Annotated in this window: 15 protein-coding genes; 13 read left to right on the top strand and 2 right to left on the bottom strand. The window is 55.4% G+C overall.

Annotated features, from left to right (window positions below):
- Positions 1–41: 41 nt before the first annotated feature.
- From coaBC to rpe, 10 genes are all read left to right on the top strand, one after another.
- Complete coding sequence (coaBC, locus tag EDM57_RS16660) at positions 42–1,295, top strand: bifunctional phosphopantothenoylcysteine decarboxylase/phosphopantothenate--cysteine ligase CoaBC (RefSeq protein WP_122905814.1); 1,254 nt, start codon at positions 42–44, stop codon at positions 1,293–1,295.
- On the top strand, positions 1,292–3,727 hold the full coding sequence (gene priA, locus EDM57_RS16655) for a primosomal protein N' (protein WP_122905813.1): 2,436 nt from the start codon (positions 1,292–1,294) through the stop codon (positions 3,725–3,727). The genes coaBC and priA overlap by 4 nt, the downstream gene beginning before the upstream one ends.
- Positions 3,728–3,743: 16 nt before the next feature.
- Positions 3,744–4,220 (top strand): peptide deformylase, encoded by a 477-nt coding sequence (def, locus tag EDM57_RS16650; RefSeq protein ID WP_122905812.1) that lies wholly within the window; start codon positions 3,744–3,746, stop codon positions 4,218–4,220.
- A 5-nt stretch (positions 4,221–4,225) separates the two neighbouring features.
- Positions 4,226–5,176 (top strand): methionyl-tRNA formyltransferase, encoded by a 951-nt coding sequence (gene fmt, locus EDM57_RS16645; RefSeq protein WP_122905811.1) that lies wholly within the window; start codon positions 4,226–4,228, stop codon positions 5,174–5,176.
- Between the two features lie 3 nt (positions 5,177–5,179).
- Positions 5,180–6,526, top strand: a complete 1,347-nt coding sequence (gene rsmB, locus EDM57_RS16640; RefSeq protein WP_122905810.1) for a 16S rRNA (cytosine(967)-C(5))-methyltransferase RsmB — start codon at positions 5,180–5,182, stop codon at positions 6,524–6,526.
- Between the two features lie 199 nt (positions 6,527–6,725).
- A complete protein-coding gene (gene rlmN, locus EDM57_RS16635) occupies positions 6,726–7,796 on the top strand; it encodes a dual-specificity RNA methyltransferase RlmN (RefSeq protein ID WP_122905809.1) in 1,071 nt (356 codons plus the stop codon).
- A gap of 4 nt (positions 7,797–7,800) precedes the next feature.
- Positions 7,801–8,556, top strand: a complete 756-nt coding sequence (locus tag EDM57_RS16630; RefSeq protein ID WP_122905808.1) for a Stp1/IreP family PP2C-type Ser/Thr phosphatase — start codon at positions 7,801–7,803, stop codon at positions 8,554–8,556.
- Between the two features lie 5 nt (positions 8,557–8,561).
- Positions 8,562–10,541 (top strand): Stk1 family PASTA domain-containing Ser/Thr kinase, encoded by a 1,980-nt coding sequence (gene pknB, locus EDM57_RS16625; protein WP_122905807.1) that lies wholly within the window; start codon positions 8,562–8,564, stop codon positions 10,539–10,541.
- A gap of 18 nt (positions 10,542–10,559) precedes the next feature.
- Complete coding sequence (gene rsgA, locus EDM57_RS16620) at positions 10,560–11,450, top strand: ribosome small subunit-dependent GTPase A (protein WP_122905806.1); 891 nt, start codon at positions 10,560–10,562, stop codon at positions 11,448–11,450.
- Entirely contained in the window at positions 11,444–12,091 is a 648-nt protein-coding gene (gene rpe / locus EDM57_RS16615; RefSeq protein WP_122905805.1) for a ribulose-phosphate 3-epimerase, read from the top strand. Before rsgA ends, rpe begins: the two co-directional genes overlap by 7 nt.
- Before the next feature lie 79 nt (positions 12,092–12,170).
- On the opposite strand, the gene EDM57_RS16610 is transcribed toward rpe, so the two are convergent.
- A complete protein-coding gene (locus tag EDM57_RS16610; RefSeq protein ID WP_122905804.1) occupies positions 12,171–12,596 on the bottom strand; it encodes an RDD family protein in 426 nt (141 codons plus the stop codon).
- Positions 12,597–12,696: 100 nt separating this feature from the next.
- The gene (locus EDM57_RS16605; protein ID WP_170163463.1) at positions 12,697–13,827 is read right to left on the bottom strand and encodes a M20 family metallopeptidase; all 1,131 of its coding nucleotides are present in this window, start codon (positions 13,825–13,827) and stop codon (positions 12,697–12,699) included.
- Between the two features lie 328 nt (positions 13,828–14,155).
- Here EDM57_RS16605 and EDM57_RS16600 point away from each other — a divergent pair, with 328 nt between their 5' ends.
- Genes EDM57_RS16600 through EDM57_RS16590 form a run of 3 tightly spaced genes read left to right on the top strand, consistent with a single transcriptional unit; the run spans position 14,156 to position 16,429 of the window.
- Positions 14,156–14,998: a transporter substrate-binding domain-containing protein gene (locus tag EDM57_RS16600; RefSeq protein WP_122905803.1), complete on the top strand. Its 843-nt coding sequence runs from the start codon at positions 14,156–14,158 to the stop codon at positions 14,996–14,998.
- A 56-nt stretch (positions 14,999–15,054) separates the two neighbouring features.
- Positions 15,055–15,714 (top strand): amino acid ABC transporter permease, encoded by a 660-nt coding sequence (locus EDM57_RS16595; protein ID WP_122905802.1) that lies wholly within the window; start codon positions 15,055–15,057, stop codon positions 15,712–15,714.
- Positions 15,707–16,429, top strand: a complete 723-nt coding sequence (locus tag EDM57_RS16590; RefSeq protein ID WP_122905801.1) for an amino acid ABC transporter ATP-binding protein — start codon at positions 15,707–15,709, stop codon at positions 16,427–16,429. The genes EDM57_RS16595 and EDM57_RS16590 overlap by 8 nt, the downstream gene beginning before the upstream one ends.
- Positions 16,430–16,522 lie beyond the last annotated feature (93 nt).

Below are 16,522 nucleotides of genomic sequence, written 5' to 3'. Positions count from 1 at the left end.
CAGGTTGTTTTTTTCGGATAGGGAAGAAAGGGGAGTTCCAATTGAATTCGCTCGCAGAAAAACGAATTGTGCTCGGTGTCTGTGGCGGGATTGCGGCCTACAAGGCGGCTGCGCTCACAAGCAAGCTGACGCAGGCCGGCGCACAGGTGCATGTCATCCTGACGGAAAATGCGATGAAATTCGTCCAGCCCGCGACGTTTCAGGCATTGTCCCACCAGCCTGTCTACACGGATACATTTTCGGAGCCAGACCCGCACGTCATCAGTCACATTGATCTTGCGGACAAGGCCGATCTGGTGCTGATTGCTCCCGCAACGGCCAACGTAATCGGCAAAATCGCAAACGGCATCGCGGACGACATGTTGACGACGATGTTGCTTGCGACGAAAGCTCCGGTGATGATCGCGCCTGCGATGAACGTGAACATGTACGAGCATCCGGCGGTTGCGGCCAATATGGAAAAGCTGGCGTCGTTTGGCTATCGGTTTATCGAGCCGGGCGTCGGGCTGCTCGCCTGTGGCTGGGTCGGCAAAGGCCGTCTGGCCGAGCCGGAAGAAATCGTCGAGGCGGTGCAAAACTGGTTTGCGCAAGAAGCTACGCGAGACACGCAAGCAGCAGCGAAGCAAGACTTGCTGGACAAGCACGTACTCGTCACGGCCGGACCGACCCGGGAAAAAATCGATCCGGTTCGCTACATTACCAACCACGCATCGGGCAAGATGGGCTATGCCATTGCGGAGGCGGCGCGCGACAGAGGGGCAAGAGTGACGTTGATTAGCGGACCGACCGCGCTGCCGCGGCCAGCGGGTGTCGAGTTCGTCGCCGTCGAATCGGTGCAGGAGATGTTTGACGCCGTCATGGCGCATTTGCCGCAGAGCGACATCGTCGTAAAGTCGGCTGCTGTGTCCGACTATCGGCCGAAAACAGTGCAGGCGCATAAAATGAAAAAAGGCGACGGCCCCCTCGTGCTGGAGCTGGACAAAGCGCCTGATATTTTAAAGACAATCGGCGAACGCAAAACGAAGCAGTTTGTCGTCGGGTTTGCTGCCGAGACGCAAGATGTGCTGCAGCATGCTAAGTCGAAGCTGGAACGAAAAAACCTCGATATGATCGTAGCCAACAACGTCCTTTTGGAAGGTGCCGGAATGGGCAGCGATACGAATATCGTCACCCTTTTGACGCGAGACGGTGAGCAATTGGCGCTGGAAAAACTGAGCAAGCGGGCTGTGGCTGACAAGCTGTTTGATGCCGTGCTGTTGAAGCTGCAGCAAAAACCGCTGTCGGAGCTGTCATGATCGCCCAGGTGATTGTGGACGTACCTGTCAATCGAACGAACCGCCCTTTTGACTACAAGGTACCGTCCTGGCTCAGCCCATTGATTCGCGTGGGCAGCAGGGTCATCGTCCCGTTTGGGCCACGCAAGCTGCAAGGTTACGTGATCGGAATTGCAGAGCAGGGGGAGGGGGAAATCACTTCCTCGCGTCTGAGGGACGTCGAGCAGGTGCTGGATGATACGCCTCCGCTCACGCCGGAGCTGCTGGAGCTTGGCGAGTGGATGTCCCGCCAATACTTGTGTCCGTGGGTGACAGCCGTCCAGGCGATGATCCCCGCTGTCCTGAAAGGCAAGTCGGAAAAATGGCTGGTCGCGACAGCGGCGCTGGAAAGAGAAGCGTGCGGCAACTCGGGGCTCTTGTGGGAGCTGTTCCGCAAACGGCAAATGCCGCTCGCAGAGGTGGAAAAACAGTTTCCCGACGAGTATTTGCTCGTGCCGGGCTTTATATCAAGCGGTTTGGTGGCGACGGAATATCAGGTGACTGACAGAATTACGCGCAAGCAGCAATCGTTTGTGCGCAGCCTGCTCAGTGGACCTGAGCTGGCAGAAGCAATCCGCTCCTTGCCAGCGCGGGCAGAGCAGATGAAACGGGCGCTCGAACTGCTCCAGATGCATGAAGGCCAGTCTTTTTCCATCCAGATGCTGCAGACAGAGTACGGAATCAGCCGCGCGTCGCTGAAAAGCCTGGAAAAAAAAGGATTCGTCTCCATCGAGCAGGTAGAGGTGTACCGCGATCCGTATGCCAACCGCCGCTTTGCCGACAAGCCGAAGCCAGACTTTACCCCTCTTCAGCAGCAGGTTTTGGCATCAATTTTGCAATCTATAAAGATGGGCACGTACGCCTCGTACTTGCTGCATGGCGTAACCGGCAGCGGCAAGACGGAAGTGTATCTGGAAGCGATCGAACAGACGCTGGCCAAAGGGCGCGAAGCGATTTTTCTCGTGCCGGAAATTTCCTTGACACCGCAAATGGTGGAGCGGTTCAAGGCGCGGTTTGGCGCCGATGTCGCCGTCCTGCACAGTGCCTTGTCGCAGGGAGAGCGCTACGACGAGTGGCGCAAAATTATCCGCAATGAGGTAAAAGTCGTGGTCGGGGCGCGCTCGGCCATTTTCGCTCCGTTTCGCAATGTCGGTCTGATCGTGATTGACGAGGAACATGAAAGCTCCTACAAGCAAGAAGAAACGCCGCGCTATCACGCGCGGGAAGTCGCCCTCTGGCGAGCGAAAAAAAACGACGCCGTCCTGCTGATGGGGAGTGCGACGCCCGCTCTGGAGACGTACGCCCTGGCTACGCGCGGCAGGTACGAGCTGCTGGAAATGCCCGAACGGGTAGGCAACCGTCCGATGCCGCAGGTGCACGTCGTCGATATGCGCGAGGAACTGCATGCGGAAAATCGCTCCATGTTCAGCCGCAAGCTGCACGAAATGATTGCCGATCGGCTTGAAAAAGGCGAGCAGATGGTTATTTTCCTGAACCGTCGCGGCTTTTCCACGTTTGTCATGTGCCGCTCGTGCGGCTATACGATGCGCTGCATTCATTGCGACATCTCGTTGACCTACCATAAAACGAACCATACGGCACGCTGTCATTACTGCGGCTACACAATCGTCCAGCCTGCGCACTGCCCGGAATGCCAGAGCGAGCATATCCGCTTTTTCGGCACAGGGACGCAAAAGGTGGAGGCGGAGTTGGCGAAGCTGTTTCCCGGCATCCGCGTCATCCGGATGGACGTGGACACGACCTCGCGCAAAGGGACGCATGAGGAGTTGCTGAACAAATTTCGCAACGGGCAGGGCGACGTGCTGCTCGGGACGCAAATGATCGCCAAAGGGCTCGATTTTCCGCGCGTGACGCTGGCGGGCATTATCGCGGCGGACAGCTCGCTGCATTTGCCTGATTTTCGTGCGGCGGAAAAGACGTTCCAACTGCTCACACAGGTCGGAGGACGCGCGGGGCGGCATGAGTTGGCGGGAGATGTCGTCATCCAGACGTACGCCCCTGAGCATTACAGCATCGTTCACGCTACGCGGCACGACTATCCGGCGTTCTACCGGGATGAAATGTTGCAGCGCAGGCGTACAGGGTATCCGCCGTATTTCCGGCTGGTGCTCATCACGTTCAGCCACGAGGATTTGCCTGTCGTCATCCGTGGCGCGCATATGCTGGCGGACTTTTTGCGGCCGCGTCTCGCCCGGACGACAATCGTGCTCGGGCCAGTCGCATCGCCGATTGCGCGTGTGAAGGATAGATTTCGCTTTCAGATCATGCTAAAATATCGGGATGAACCGCAACTGTCCGATCTGCTGGCCCAGGCCACAGCGGCATTTGAAGAGTGGAACAAACAGCAGAAGGTATTGATGACGATTGACGTCGATCCGTACGTACTGCTTTAGGGAGGATACAATTCACATGGCAATTCGCACAATTGTAAAGCATCCAGATCCGATTTTGCGTGAAAAGGCAATCAAGGTCACCAAGTTCAATGCCAACCTGCACAAGCTGTTGGACGACATGGCTGACACGATGTACGATGCAGAGGGCGTAGGCTTGGCTGCACCGCAGGTAGGCATTTCCAAACGCGTGATTGTCATGGATTGCGGCGATGGACTGATTGAGATGGTCAACCCGGAAATCGTCGACTTTAGAGGCGAGCAGTTTGACTATCCGGAAGGCTGCCTGAGCATCCCCGGACTGCGCGGAGATGTTCGCCGCCACCAATGGATCAAGCTGCGCGGACAAGATCGCTATGGCAACGAAATCGAGCTGGAGGCAGAAGACTTGTTGTCCCGCTGCGCCCAGCATGAAATCGATCACCTGAATGGCGTGCTGTTTATCGATGTAGCCGAAAAGGTCTATCAGGTGAACCCGGAAGAGGAAGGGGAATAATTGATTTGAAAGATGCTCGCATCCTGTTTATGGGTACGCCTGACTTCGCGGTGTCGAGCCTTGACGCGCTCATCGAAGCAGGCTACAACGTGATTGGTGTCGTGACACAACCGGATCGTCCCGTAGGACGCAAGCAAGTGTTGACGCCGCCCCCTGTCAAGGAGGCGGCTTTGCGTCATGGACTTGCCGTTTTGCAGCCGGAAAAAATCAAGGCGGAGGAAGCGCTGGAAGAAGTGCTGGCGCTGGCTCCCGACCTGATCGTGACGGCGGCATACGGACAAATTTTGCCGAAGCGACTGCTGGAGGCGCCGAAGTTTGGCTGCATCAACGTGCACGCCTCGCTTTTGCCGAAATACCGCGGCGGCGCGCCGATCCATAAAGCGATTGTCGACGGCGAAACCGAGTCGGGCGTGACGATCATGTACATGGTAGAGGCGCTCGACGCAGGGGACATGCTGTCCAAGGTCGTCGTGCCAATCGAGGAGCGCGATACTGTCGGACTTTTGCATGACAAGCTGGCTGCGGCTGGCTCCCGGCTTTTGCTTGAAACGGTGCCTCGCCTGCTGGCAGGGGAGATTCAGCCAGAAGCGCAGGATCACTCAGCGGCAACGTTTGCGCCAAATATCAAGCGGGCCGACGAAAAAATTGACTGGTCGAAATCCGCTGAGCAAATTTACAACCAGGTGCGCGGCCTGAATCCATGGCCTGTCGCCTTTACGACTTACGCAGGAAAAGTATGGAAGTTGTGGTGGGTGGAAAAGCTGCCCGAAGTAAACAGCGGCAAGGAACCGGGAACGATTATCGCGCGCGAAGAAGACGGCCTGGTTGTCGCCTGCGGCAGCGGTGCGGTCAAAATCACCGAATTGCAGCCGGAAGGCAAAAAACGGATGAGTGCTCTCGACTTTTTGCGCGGGGCGGGCAGCAGCATAGAAATCGGCACAAAGGTAGGAGAATAGCCCGTGGCAAAAAAGGGAGCTCGTGATATTGCCCTGGATGTATTGAATCGAGTCGAGGAACATAAGTCGTACAGCAACCTGGAGCTGAGAGTCGTGCTGGATCGCGCGCAGCTCGGCGCGGCAGATACGGGACTGGTGACAGAGCTGGTCTACGGAACGATCCAGCGGAAGCTTACGCTCGATCATGTCCTGGCCCAGTTTGTCGGCAACAAAAAGCTGCAAATATGGGTGCGCAACCTGCTGCGGATGAGTCTGTACCAGATCCGCTTTCTGGACCGCATCCCCGAGCGCGCAGCCGTGCACGAAGCCGTGGAAATCGCGAAGCGCCGCGGACACAAGGGGATTGTCTCGATGGTCAACGGCGTTTTGCGCAATGTCTTGCGCCAGCCGGATGTGTGGGAGCGCCTGCCGAAAGGCGACCGCGCCCAGCAGATTGCCGTTGCGCATTCCCATCCGGAATGGCTCGTGCGGCAGTGGCTTGCGGTGTACGGCGAAGAAACGGCCATCGCCATCTGTGAAGCCAACAATCGCCATCCGCACAGCTCGATTCGCGTCAATTCGTTAAAAACGAGCGCGGCCGAATTGCTGGACAAGCTCGCCGCAGAAGAAACGGCGGCCAGACCGTCTGCGCTCAGCCCGCAAGCGATTTTGGTAGAGGGCGGGCATGCCGCCGGCTCGCGCCTGTTCCGCGAAGGCTACTTCACCATTCAAGACGAAAGTTCCATGCTGGTTGCGCCTGCACTTGCTGCAAGGCCTGGCATGCGCGTCCTTGACGCCTGCGCCGCCCCCGGCGGGAAAACGACGCATATAGCCGAGCTGATGGAAAATCGCGGCCACATCGTCGCCTGCGACCTGCATCCGCACAAGCGCGATCTGATTGCGCAAACGGCCAAGCGGCTCGGCATCTCCATCATCGAGCCGATCACAAGCGATGCGCTCGATTTGCCGGACAGAGGTCTGGGGACATTCGACCGGATTTTGCTCGATGCGCCGTGCTCAGGCTTTGGCGTCATCCGGCGCAAGCCCGATTTGAAATGGAACAAAACACCAGAGGATGTTCGCGCGATTGCCCAACTGCAGTACGAGCTGCTCAAGGCGCTGGCGCCGATGCTTGCCGCAGATGGCATTCTCGTCTACAGCACGTGCACGATTGAGCCAAAGGAAAACCAGGAGATCGTCCGGCGCTTCGTCAAGGAACATCCCGACTTTGTACTGGATGAGACACTTGCCCAGGACTTGCCGCAGGCCGCCCGGGCGCATGTGGACGAGACAGGAGCATGCGTGCAGATTTTGCCGCATCATTTTGAGAGTGACGGCTTCTTTATCGCGCGTCTGAAACGAAAACGATAGCAACAAAAGGGGTGGCGCGCCGACTGCGGATAACGCCACTCCTTTGCCTTTGTTTGCGCTGTTGCAGATTGGTTTAGACTAGGAAAAGGGATGCATTTCTGAAATGGATGCCAAAACCGTTTGAAGCGCGAACAAAGCCGAGGTACAATGATAGAATGACGATTTGTGCAAGCAATGATTTTGAGGATGTGGAAAAGACATGCCGTTCACGACATTTACAGGCGAAAAGCCGCTTATTTACAGCTTGACTCAAGACGAACTGAAAGAATGGCTCATCAATGCAGGGGACAAAGCTTTCCGCGCCCAGCAAATTTTTGACTGGCTGTACGTTAAGCGTGTGACTTCTTTTGATGAGATGAGCAATCTTTCCAAGGGCCTGCGGCAAAAGCTCGCCGAGACGTTCCGCCTGGACTCCTTGAAAGAAATTACGCACCAGCAATCGACGGACGGAACGATCAAGTTTTTGTTCCAGCTCGTGGATGGTCACGCGATTGAGACAGTCATCATGCGCCACAACTACGGAAACAGCATCTGTGTGACGACGCAGGTCGGCTGCCGGATCGGCTGCACGTTTTGCGCCTCCACGCTCGGCGGGCTGAAGCGCAACCTCGATGCGGGCGAGATCGTTTCCCAGGTACTGATGGCCCAGCGCAAGCTCGATGCAGAGGGCGAACGCGTCAGCCACGTCGTGGTCATGGGGATTGGCGAGCCGTTCGAAAACTTCGAGAGTCTGATGGCCTTTTTGTCGATCATCAACGACAACCGGGGATTGAACATTGGCGCGCGGCATATTACCGTTTCGACCAGCGGCATTGTGCCGAAAATTTACGAGTTTGCCGAGCGCGGCGGACAAGTGAACCTGGCCATCTCCCTGCACGCGCCAAATACGGAGCTGCGCAGCCAACTGATGCCGATCAACCGCGGCTTTCCCCTTGACAAGCTGATGGAAGCATGTCGTCATTATATTAACAAGACAGGTCGCCGGATCAGCTTCGAGTACGGTTTGTTCGGCGGGAAAAACGATCAGCCTGAGCATGCCGAGGAACTGGCCGATCTGATCGGAGACATGCTGTGCCACGTCAACCTGATTCCGGTCAACTACGTGCCCGAGCGCGATTACGTGCGTACACCACGCAATGAAATTTTTCGGTTCAAACGCATTTTGGAGGAAAAGGGAATCAATGTGACCATCAGACGTGAGCATGGCAGCGATATTGCCGCTGCCTGCGGTCAGCTGAGGGCACAACACGCTAAAGAAACCGTGGGGTGAAGCCATGGAAATCGCGATGAAATCCCATGTTGGCCGCGTCCGTCAGGTAAATGAGGACTACTATGCCTGTGTTGCCGATCTGAACGGACGCGTGCTGGCCATTGTTGCAGACGGTATGGGCGGCCACCAGGCTGGTGACATTGCCAGCCGCCTTGCTGTTGAGCGAATCGTGAAAGAACTGCGTCACCTGGATGGGCAGCTCGATGCAGAAGATGCACGCGAGCAGCTGATGAATGCCGTCCTGCTCGCCAATAAGGAAGTTTACGATTACGCTGTAAGCCATCCGGAGTGCAGCGGGATGGGGACGACCGTTGTGGCGGCGCTGTTGGGAGAATCTTCCGTTATCACCGCGCATATTGGCGACAGTCGTCTGTATTTTTACAGCAAAGACGGACTGGTGATGAAGACAGAGGACCATTCGCTCGTGAACGAATTGTTGAAAAGCGGACAAATTACCGAGGAAGAAGCGTCTGTCCATCCGCATCGAAACGTCATTATGCGTTCGCTCGGTACAGAGCCGGATGTGTTGATTGATTTGGGGCATTTCGAGTGGTCAGAGGGCGATGTCGTCCTCATCTGCTCGGACGGCCTCACAAACAAGGTAGGCCATGCCTCTCTGGAAAAGTGGTTACAGAAACAGATATCGTTGCAAGCAAAAGTGGACGGCCTGGTGCAGGAAGCACTGGATGCCGGTGGGGAAGACAACATTACGCTGGTTGCTGTCCAAAAAAAGCTTGACGTCGGTCAGAAAGAGGGGTGAGAGAGATGGAAGGTCAACGACTGGGAGGACGGTATCAATTGGAATCCCGCGTCGGTGGAGGCGGTATGGCGATTGTGTACAAAGCCAGGGATCTGGTCCTGAATCGTCCGGTGGCCGTCAAGGTGCTGCGTTCGCAGTTTGGGACGGACGAAGATTTTGTCAACCGGTTTCGGCGTGAAGCGCAGGCGGTGGCAAGCTTGTCTCACCCCAATGTGGTCGGGGTGTACGATGTAGGCCAGGACGGCGACACGCACTACATGGTGATGGAGTACATAGAAGGCTGCACGCTCAAGGAAGTCATTATCCAGCGAGGGGCATTGCCTGTAGAAGAGGCGGTGCGCATCGCCGGACAAATTTGCGATGCACTCGATCACGCGCATCAAAACAAGATTATCCACAGAGACATCAAGCCGCACAATATCATGATCGGAAAAAATGGCAGAGTGAAGGTGACGGACTTCGGTATCGCGCGCGCCGTAACTTCTGCTACGATCACCCATACGAACGCCATGCTTGGCTCTGTCCATTATTTTTCGCCAGAGCAGGCGCGCGGCGGGATTACGGGGGAAAAGTCCGATATTTACTCACTGGGAATCGTCTTGTATGAGATGGTGACCGGAGAGCTGCCGTTTTCCGGCGATTCGCCGATCTCCGTGGCGCTCAAGCATCTGCAGGAGCCGCTGCCGGAGCCGCGCCAGGTAAACCCGAACATTCCGCAAAGCGTGGAAAATGTCATTTTGAAGGCGCTGGTCAAAGATCCGTTTCTCCGGTACGCATCTGCGCGGGAAATGCTCGAAGATTTGGAGACGTGCCTGTTTCCGGAACGGTTGAACGAAGAAAAGCTGACCTTCCCGGTGGATGAGGAGATGACGCGGGTTGTCCCGATTATTACACCGGAGATGATGGAAGGGCACACGAGCAGCCGAACCGGAGTCGGCCAGCGAAGCCGCCACGAGTCGACCGCAGAAGAAGAGGATGACAAACCGCCGAAAAAATGGTGGGTCAAGGCGCTGCTTTGGGCGGGAGGCATCGGACTGTTTTTCGTGCTTGGGATATTCGGCTTCAACTTCCTATTGAATGTGGTTCCATCCATACCGGAGGTGCCTGTTCCGTACGTGGAAGGAATGAAAGTGGAACTCGCCGAGGAAAAAATCAAGGAACAAAATCTCGTACCGCAAATAGTGGAACAAGCAGACGAAACGTTGGAAAAAGGCATAGTCATCACGCAAGACCCGGCACCGCCGATGAGGTTGAAGGAAAAGGCGGTCGTCACCTTGTACGTCAGCAAAGGCCAGGAGCAGATCGACATGCCGAATCTTGTCACCCTGCCGCGGGCAACAGCGGAGGAAACGTTGAAAAAGAACGGCTTCAAAATGGAAATGGTCACGTTCGTAGAGGAAGAGGACGACAAGGCCGAAGTCGGAACAGTCATCAAGCAGTCGCCGGAAGCGAATGAAAAGGTGTATCCGGGCAAGACGAACGTGAAGGTGACGATCAGCAAAGGCAAAGCGTTTGTCTCGATGCCGGACGTGCGCGGCAAATCTGCGGAAGCGGCACAAGTGGAACTGTTCAAACTAGGTCTTGGGGTAGAGATCAAGGAAGTGCCAACCTATACGACCGACAAGGCGGGCGAAGTGCTGAGCACGCATCCGTACGATCCGGGCATGAAGGTGCAAAAAGGCGTAACCGTGCCGTTGACAGTCAGCAACGGACAGTATCCGCAGGACGCCAAGTCTGCTGTAGCCACTGTGTACGTGGAAGTAGTGCCGGGCGAGACTATGGAAGTCAAGATTGAAGTGACAGACGCGCGTGGCGAAGCAAAAGTATTCCTGCAAGAAACGGTTGCAGAAAACAAGGAATACGACGTGCCAGTCGTTCTCTCGCCGCAAAAGGACGCTGTCGTCCGAGCGACGGTCAAAAGGCAGAACGACACCGAATTCAGGGATTATCAAACCATTCCGATCTCATATACCAGCTTGCCGTAAAATAGTGGAGGGACATGAATGCCAGAAGGACGAATTGTGAAAGCGCTGAGCGGCTTTTACTATGTAGCCGATGAGGGGCGCATCTACAGTTGTCGGGCAAGAGGGCTGTTCAAGAAAAAAGGCGCCAAGGTGACGCCGCTCGTGGGCGATTGGGTCGTCTACGATGCGATCAATGAAGAAGAAGGCTATATCATGGAGGTGGGCGAAAGGACCAATGAGCTGGTCCGCCCGCCCATTTCCAATGTAGACCAGGCTGTTCTCGTCTTTTCCATGTACAAGCCGATGTTTAGCTCCCTTCTTTTGGACAAGTTTTTGGCCCATACCGAGCGTGTCGGGATCGACTCCGTCATTGTCCTGTCCAAGGCCGATCAGGTGTCGCAGGAAGAAGTGGACGTCATCGTGCGCAAATACGAGGCGATCGGCTATCAGGTGATTCCGACATCGACGGTAGACGAACGCGGCCTGGAGGAAGTGCGCTCGATTTTGCACGACCGGATTACCGTTTTCGCCGGGCAGTCAGGCGTCGGAAAATCATCGCTGATTAACAAGCTGTTCCCCGGCGTCAGTCTGCAGACAGGAGATGTCAGCCACAAGCTTGGACGCGGCAAGCATACAACCCGCCACGTCGAGCTGATCCCGCTTCCGGGCGGCGGCTATGTGGCCGACACGCCAGGCTTTAGCTCGCTGGAGTTCATTGATTTTACCGAGCTGGACCTGGCCGAGTCATTCCGTGACTTTGCCGCCCTCAGCCCTGACTGCAAATTCCGCGGCTGTCTCCACCTTAGCGAGCCGTCATGTGCCGTCCAGGCGGCGCTCAAAGAGGGCAAACTGAGTGAGGAACGCTACGAACACTACAAACAGTTCCGCGAAGAGCTGAAAGAATATCAACGGAGGAACAAACCATGGTAAAAATTGCACCTTCTATCCTGTCAGCGGATTTTGCCCGGCTGGGCGAGGAGATTCTCGATGTCGAGCGCGGGGGAGCAGACTGGATTCACGTGGATGTGATGGATGGACATTTTGTACCGAATATCACAATCGGGCCATTGATCGTCGAGGCGATTCGTCCTGTGACCAAGCTGCCGCTGGACGTGCATCTGATGATTGAGGAACCTGACCGCTACATCCCGCAGTTTGCCAAAAGCGGGGCGGACTGGATCACGGTTCATCAGGAAGCGTGCCGCCACCTGCACAGAACGCTCTACCTGATTAAGGAGCAGGGCGTGAAGGCGGGCGTTGTGCTCAATCCGGCCACCCCGATTTCCACTATCGAGCATGTACTGCCTGATCTGGACATGGTGCTGTTGATGACCGTCAACCCTGGGTTTGGCGGGCAAAAATTCATTCACAATGTCGTGCCGAAAATCAAGGCATTGCGCGACATGCTCAACGAGCGCGGACTAAGCCATGTCGAGATAGAGATCGACGGCGGCGTCAACGCGGAAACGGCGCGCCTGTGCGAAGAGGCGGGAGCGACTGTACTCGTCGCAGGCAGCGCAGTGTTCAACCAGCCTGATCGCGCAAAAGCCATTGCAGCCATTCGCGGATAAAGCAAAACGGCAAACAGCAAAAAGCCATCTGCAACAAAACAGCGCAGATGGCTTTTTGGCGTGCGGAAAAAAAGAAGCGCTAGGGACGATCAGAAGTCACATACGTCCCTGCAATCAGATCGTGAATCGCGCGCTTGTCTTTGCGCACACATACCATGACGAGACTCGCGATGGCGGCCAGGCCAAACGTCAAGCCATAGACGAGCATCATGCCGACCAGCACGCGCAATAGCATCGTGCCGATCCCTACAGGCTCGCCGTCCACGCGGGCGATGCGCACGCCGACGATTCTTTTGCCTATCGTATAGCCGGACCAAAACACGGGGACGAGCAGGTTGTACAGCGTGGTGAGCAGATTGGTCACGAGATTGTCTTCCGCACTGCCGGTAATCCAAAAGCTGATGATAGCCAGGGGCACACCGATAATCAGTCCGTCCAGCAGGGATGCTCCGAGACGCCGCCAAAATCCGACGGGATTGCTTGGTACTGGTGCAGCGTGTTCCATCCGTACCCTTCCTTTCTTTTTCCGAGACTAGGGAATGTATATGTGTGGTCAGTCGAAAGTATTTCACGAAAAAGCGATGGAGTGAGGAAGAAGCATTGTTTTACAGGCTCGTAAACAGCCGCAGCAAAACCGCAATTCTTCCAGGAATCGCCTCGACGACGATATGCTCGTGAGCAGCGTGGGCACCGTCTCCGACAGGGCCGAGCCCGTCGAGTGTCGGGCATCCGGCGTCTGCGGCAAAATTGCCGTCACTGGTTCCGCCAACACCGCACTCTGTCAGCTCGAAGCCTTCCAGCCGCGCCTGCTCCCGTGCCAGCGAAAACAGTTTTTCCGTACCAGTCGTCCGTTCCATCGGAGGCTTGGTGATGCCACCTTCAAGCTTTAGCTCTGCGCCCGCGAGGACAGGGGAGAGCTGGCTCATCAGCCGGGTAATCCGCTCTGCTTCCTCGCGGCTTTGAATGCGGACGTCAATTTCCGCTGTCGCCCAGTCAGGAACGACGTTGGACACGCTGCCGCCCTTGATCGTGCCGACGGACAAGGTTGTTCCTTTTGCGTAATCGGTAAACGACTGAATCGCCAGGACGTGATGGGCCAGTTCCTCAATCGCGTTTACCCCAAGGGCGTGATCGTTGCCGGCATGAGCAGCGCGCCCTGTTGCGGTCAGGAAAAATTCCCCGCCGCCCTTGCGGCTTGTTTTCAAGGAACCGTCTCCGGCCGCGGGCTCCAGCACCAGTGTGTATGTGCTTCGTGCAGCTTCCTGCCTAATCAGTTGCGCGGAGGAAACACTGCCGATCTCTTCGTCCGTATTCCAGAAAAAGACCAGCTTTTTTTGAAGCGGAAGCTTGTGCGAAATAATCGCGCGCAGGGCAAAATAGGCGAATACGATCCCTGCCTTCATATCGTAAATGCCGGGACCGTACACACGTCCGTCCGCTTCGCGCCACGGCTCTTTTTCCAGCGTACCGATCTCCTTCACGGTGTCAAAATGCCCGAGTACGAGAATTTGTTCTTCGCCCTCGCCGTATTCGATGCGCAGCTGGTCGCCGTATGTTTCTTGCGGCAGGCGCTCGATCCGGCAGCCCAGTTCGCGGAAACGCTCGACGATCCGTTGACCGAGCCGATCGACCGCCTGCTTGTTGTGGGTCGGGCTTTCCATCTCCACATAGGAGCGCAGTTCGGCCAGGATTTCCGGGAGTTGCTCACGAAAATAGGACGTCCAATTGGTCATCATCAACTTCCTCCTTTATGTACGAGCTTTTCATATGCACTATAAAGCTTCAGGCCCCTTTTCGCCAGAGAAAAATCTGCCGAGCGGTCACAATATCGCGAGAAGTCGGGCATACTAGCGAAAGAGGCAAGCACGACAAACAAAAGGAGGAGGTTGATTTGTGTATAAAATTCTGTATTTTTCATAATTAACAGATGATGAAAAAATGATTGAAATTGTTTAGTTATTGATTAAAATAGTCATTGTCATGCATAAATATAATTTGTTGTGCAAAATATTCAAGGCAAGCATGGCTGCTTTTGCAGTAAATTTATTCTACCGGGGGTACATGATGAAAAAACGGACATCGATTCTTTCTCTTGCATTCACTTCTCTTCTGGCAGCGGCGCTGATCGCAGGCTGCGGCACGGGCAACCAGCCTCAGGCAGGCGCAGGTCAGGAGCAGCCGGCAGGCCAGGAGCAAGCAGCAGGCCAAGAAGGACAAGCTGGCGAGAAGAAGACGCTCATCATGGCGACGTCTGCGGACTACAAGCCGTATGAATACCACGATCTGACCAGCGGCAAGGACGAGATCGTCGGGTTTGACATTGACATTGCCAACTACATCGCCAAAGAACTGGGCTATGAAATCCAGATTACCGACATGGACTTCGGCGGACTGGTTCCAGCGCTGCAAACCAACCGTGCCGATTTTGTCATGGCGGGCATGACGCCAACACCTGACCGCCAAAAAAATGTGGATTTCTCCGACATCTACTATGAAGCGAAAAATACGATTGTCTCCAAAAAAGATAGCAACCTCACCAAGCCGGAACAACTGGCTGGCAAAAAGATCGCGGTACAGCTTGGCTCCATCCAGGAAGAGGCTGCGAAAGAGCTGGAAAAAACCGTACAAGGCTTGCAAGTGACTTCCCTGAACAAGCTGGGTGAGATTGTGGAAGAAGTCAAAACTGGCCGCGTCGACGCTGCGATCATCGAGGACACAGTGGCAAAAGGCTTTGTAGCGAGCAACCCTACCCTGCAATTCACTACGATTGAATCCAACGAAACGAACGGCTCCGCCATCGCGTTTCCAAAAGGTTCTCCACATGTAGAGAAGTTCAACGAAGTCATCAAAAAAATGCAGGAAAACGGAGAAATGGACAAGCTGATCCAAAAATGGTTCGCTCAATAATCTCTGAACGCCAGGCTTTTTACAACTATGCAACGTAGCAAGAGGTGGGAACGGGCATGAATTTGGATTTTGCGCAAATCGTGCCCTATATCCCTTTCATTTTGCAGGGGATAAAGGGCACGCTGCTTGTTACATTGATTTCCGTCGTTTTAGGCTTCATCTGGGGCTCGATCCTCGCACTCATCAAAATTTCTAAATTCGGGCCGCTGAATTGGCTCGCTGTCGCTTATACCTCCGTCTTTCGCGGAACCCCGCTGATTTTGCAGCTCACGTTGGTCTACTTTGCCACTCCCCAACTCACCGGCTACAACATTTCCCAACTGGAAGCAGCCGTCCTGACGTTTACGCTCAACTCAGGTGCGTACATATCGGAGACGATCCGCGGCGGGATTATGGCGGTGGACAAAGGCCAGTGGGAAGCGGCCAAGGCGCTCGGCGTCCCGTATCGCCGCATGATGCTCGACATCATTTTGCCGCAGGGTGTGAAAAACATTTTGCCTGCGCTCGTGAACGAAACGATTGCGCTTCTGAAGGAATCCGCGCTCGTCTCCACAATCGGTCTGGCTGACATCATGCAAAATGCGAACGTGGTAAAAGGAGCCATCTTCCGCTACTTTGAACCATACCTGATCGCCGGCTTCCTGTACTATGTCATGGTCATGATCCTGACATGGGTAGCGCGCGTAGTGGAACGGAGGATGAGACGCAGTGATTAAAATCGACAACATTACCAAGTCATTCGGGTCGCTGAACGTGTTGAAAGGCATCTCCACGGAAATCGGCAAGGGCGAGGTCGTGGCGATTATCGGGCCGTCCGGCTCCGGGAAATCCACGCTGTTGCGCTGCATGAATCTGCTGGAGGTGCCGACCAGCGGCAAAATTACGATCAACGGCCAGGAAATTACCGATCCGAAGGCAAACGTCATGGCGATTCGCCAGCAGATCGGGATGGTGTTCCAGCATTTTCACCTGTTCCCGCACATGACGGTTTTGAACAACCTGACCTATGCGCCGACAAAGGTAAAAGGCATGGCGAAAAGCGAAGCCGAGAAAAAGGCGCGGGAGCTGCTTGCGCGTGTCGGACTGGCCGACAAGGCCGACGTCTTTCCGTCGCGATTGTCCGGCGGACAGAAGCAGCGTGTCGCCATCGCCCGCTCGCTCGTGATGGAGCCGCAAATCATGCTGTTTGACGAGCCGACGTCCGCGCTTGACCCGGAGATGGTCAAAGAAGTGCTGGAGGTTATGAAAGGGTTGGCCCACACCGGGATGACCATGGCGATCGTGACGCATGAGATGCGCTTTGCGGAAGAAGTGTCTGACCGCATTCTGTTTTTGGACGACGGCCGACTGCTGGAGGACACGCCGCCAAAACAATTTTTCCAAAATCCGAAAAGCGAACGGGCCAAGCAGTTTTTGGAGAAGGTTCGCTAAGCAAAACGAAGCCGCGGATTGCTTGTGCCCGCGGCTTTTCTTTTTGACAGCCGTTGGGAGTTGGGCTAGAATCAGATACAGCCTGAGTGGCTG

Origin of the sequence: Brevibacillus gelatini (assembly GCF_003710935.1) — a bacterium.
Classification (GTDB): Bacteria; Bacillota; Bacilli; order Brevibacillales; family Brevibacillaceae; genus Brevibacillus; species Brevibacillus gelatini.
Note: the sequence above shows the minus strand (reverse complement) of the source record. Positions and strands in the feature narration are given on the sequence as shown.

What these genes read in the sequence shown, in the direction of transcription:
- priA (WP_122905813.1), top strand. Translation starts at nt 1,292, where the DNA reads ATGATCGCCCAGGTGATTGTGGACGTACCTGTCAATCGAACGAACCGC.
- def (WP_122905812.1), top strand. Translation starts at nt 3,744, where the DNA reads ATGGCAATTCGCACAATTGTAAAGCATCCAGATCCGATTTTGCGTGAA.
- rlmN (WP_122905809.1), top strand. Translation starts at nt 6,726, where the DNA reads ATGCCGTTCACGACATTTACAGGCGAAAAGCCGCTTATTTACAGCTTG.
- EDM57_RS16630 (WP_122905808.1), top strand. Translation starts at nt 7,801, where the DNA reads ATGGAAATCGCGATGAAATCCCATGTTGGCCGCGTCCGTCAGGTAAAT.
- pknB (WP_122905807.1), top strand. Translation starts at nt 8,562, where the DNA reads ATGGAAGGTCAACGACTGGGAGGACGGTATCAATTGGAATCCCGCGTC.
- rsgA (WP_122905806.1), top strand. Translation starts at nt 10,560, where the DNA reads ATGCCAGAAGGACGAATTGTGAAAGCGCTGAGCGGCTTTTACTATGTA.
- rpe (WP_122905805.1), top strand. Translation starts at nt 11,444, where the DNA reads ATGGTAAAAATTGCACCTTCTATCCTGTCAGCGGATTTTGCCCGGCTG.
- EDM57_RS16610 (WP_122905804.1), bottom strand. Translation starts at nt 12,596, where the DNA reads ATGGAACACGCTGCACCAGTACCAAGCAATCCCGTCGGATTTTGGCGG.
- EDM57_RS16605 (WP_170163463.1), bottom strand. Translation starts at nt 13,827, where the DNA reads ATGATGACCAATTGGACGTCCTATTTTCGTGAGCAACTCCCGGAAATC.
- EDM57_RS16600 (WP_122905803.1), top strand. Translation starts at nt 14,156, where the DNA reads ATGAAAAAACGGACATCGATTCTTTCTCTTGCATTCACTTCTCTTCTG.
- EDM57_RS16595 (WP_122905802.1), top strand. Translation starts at nt 15,055, where the DNA reads ATGAATTTGGATTTTGCGCAAATCGTGCCCTATATCCCTTTCATTTTG.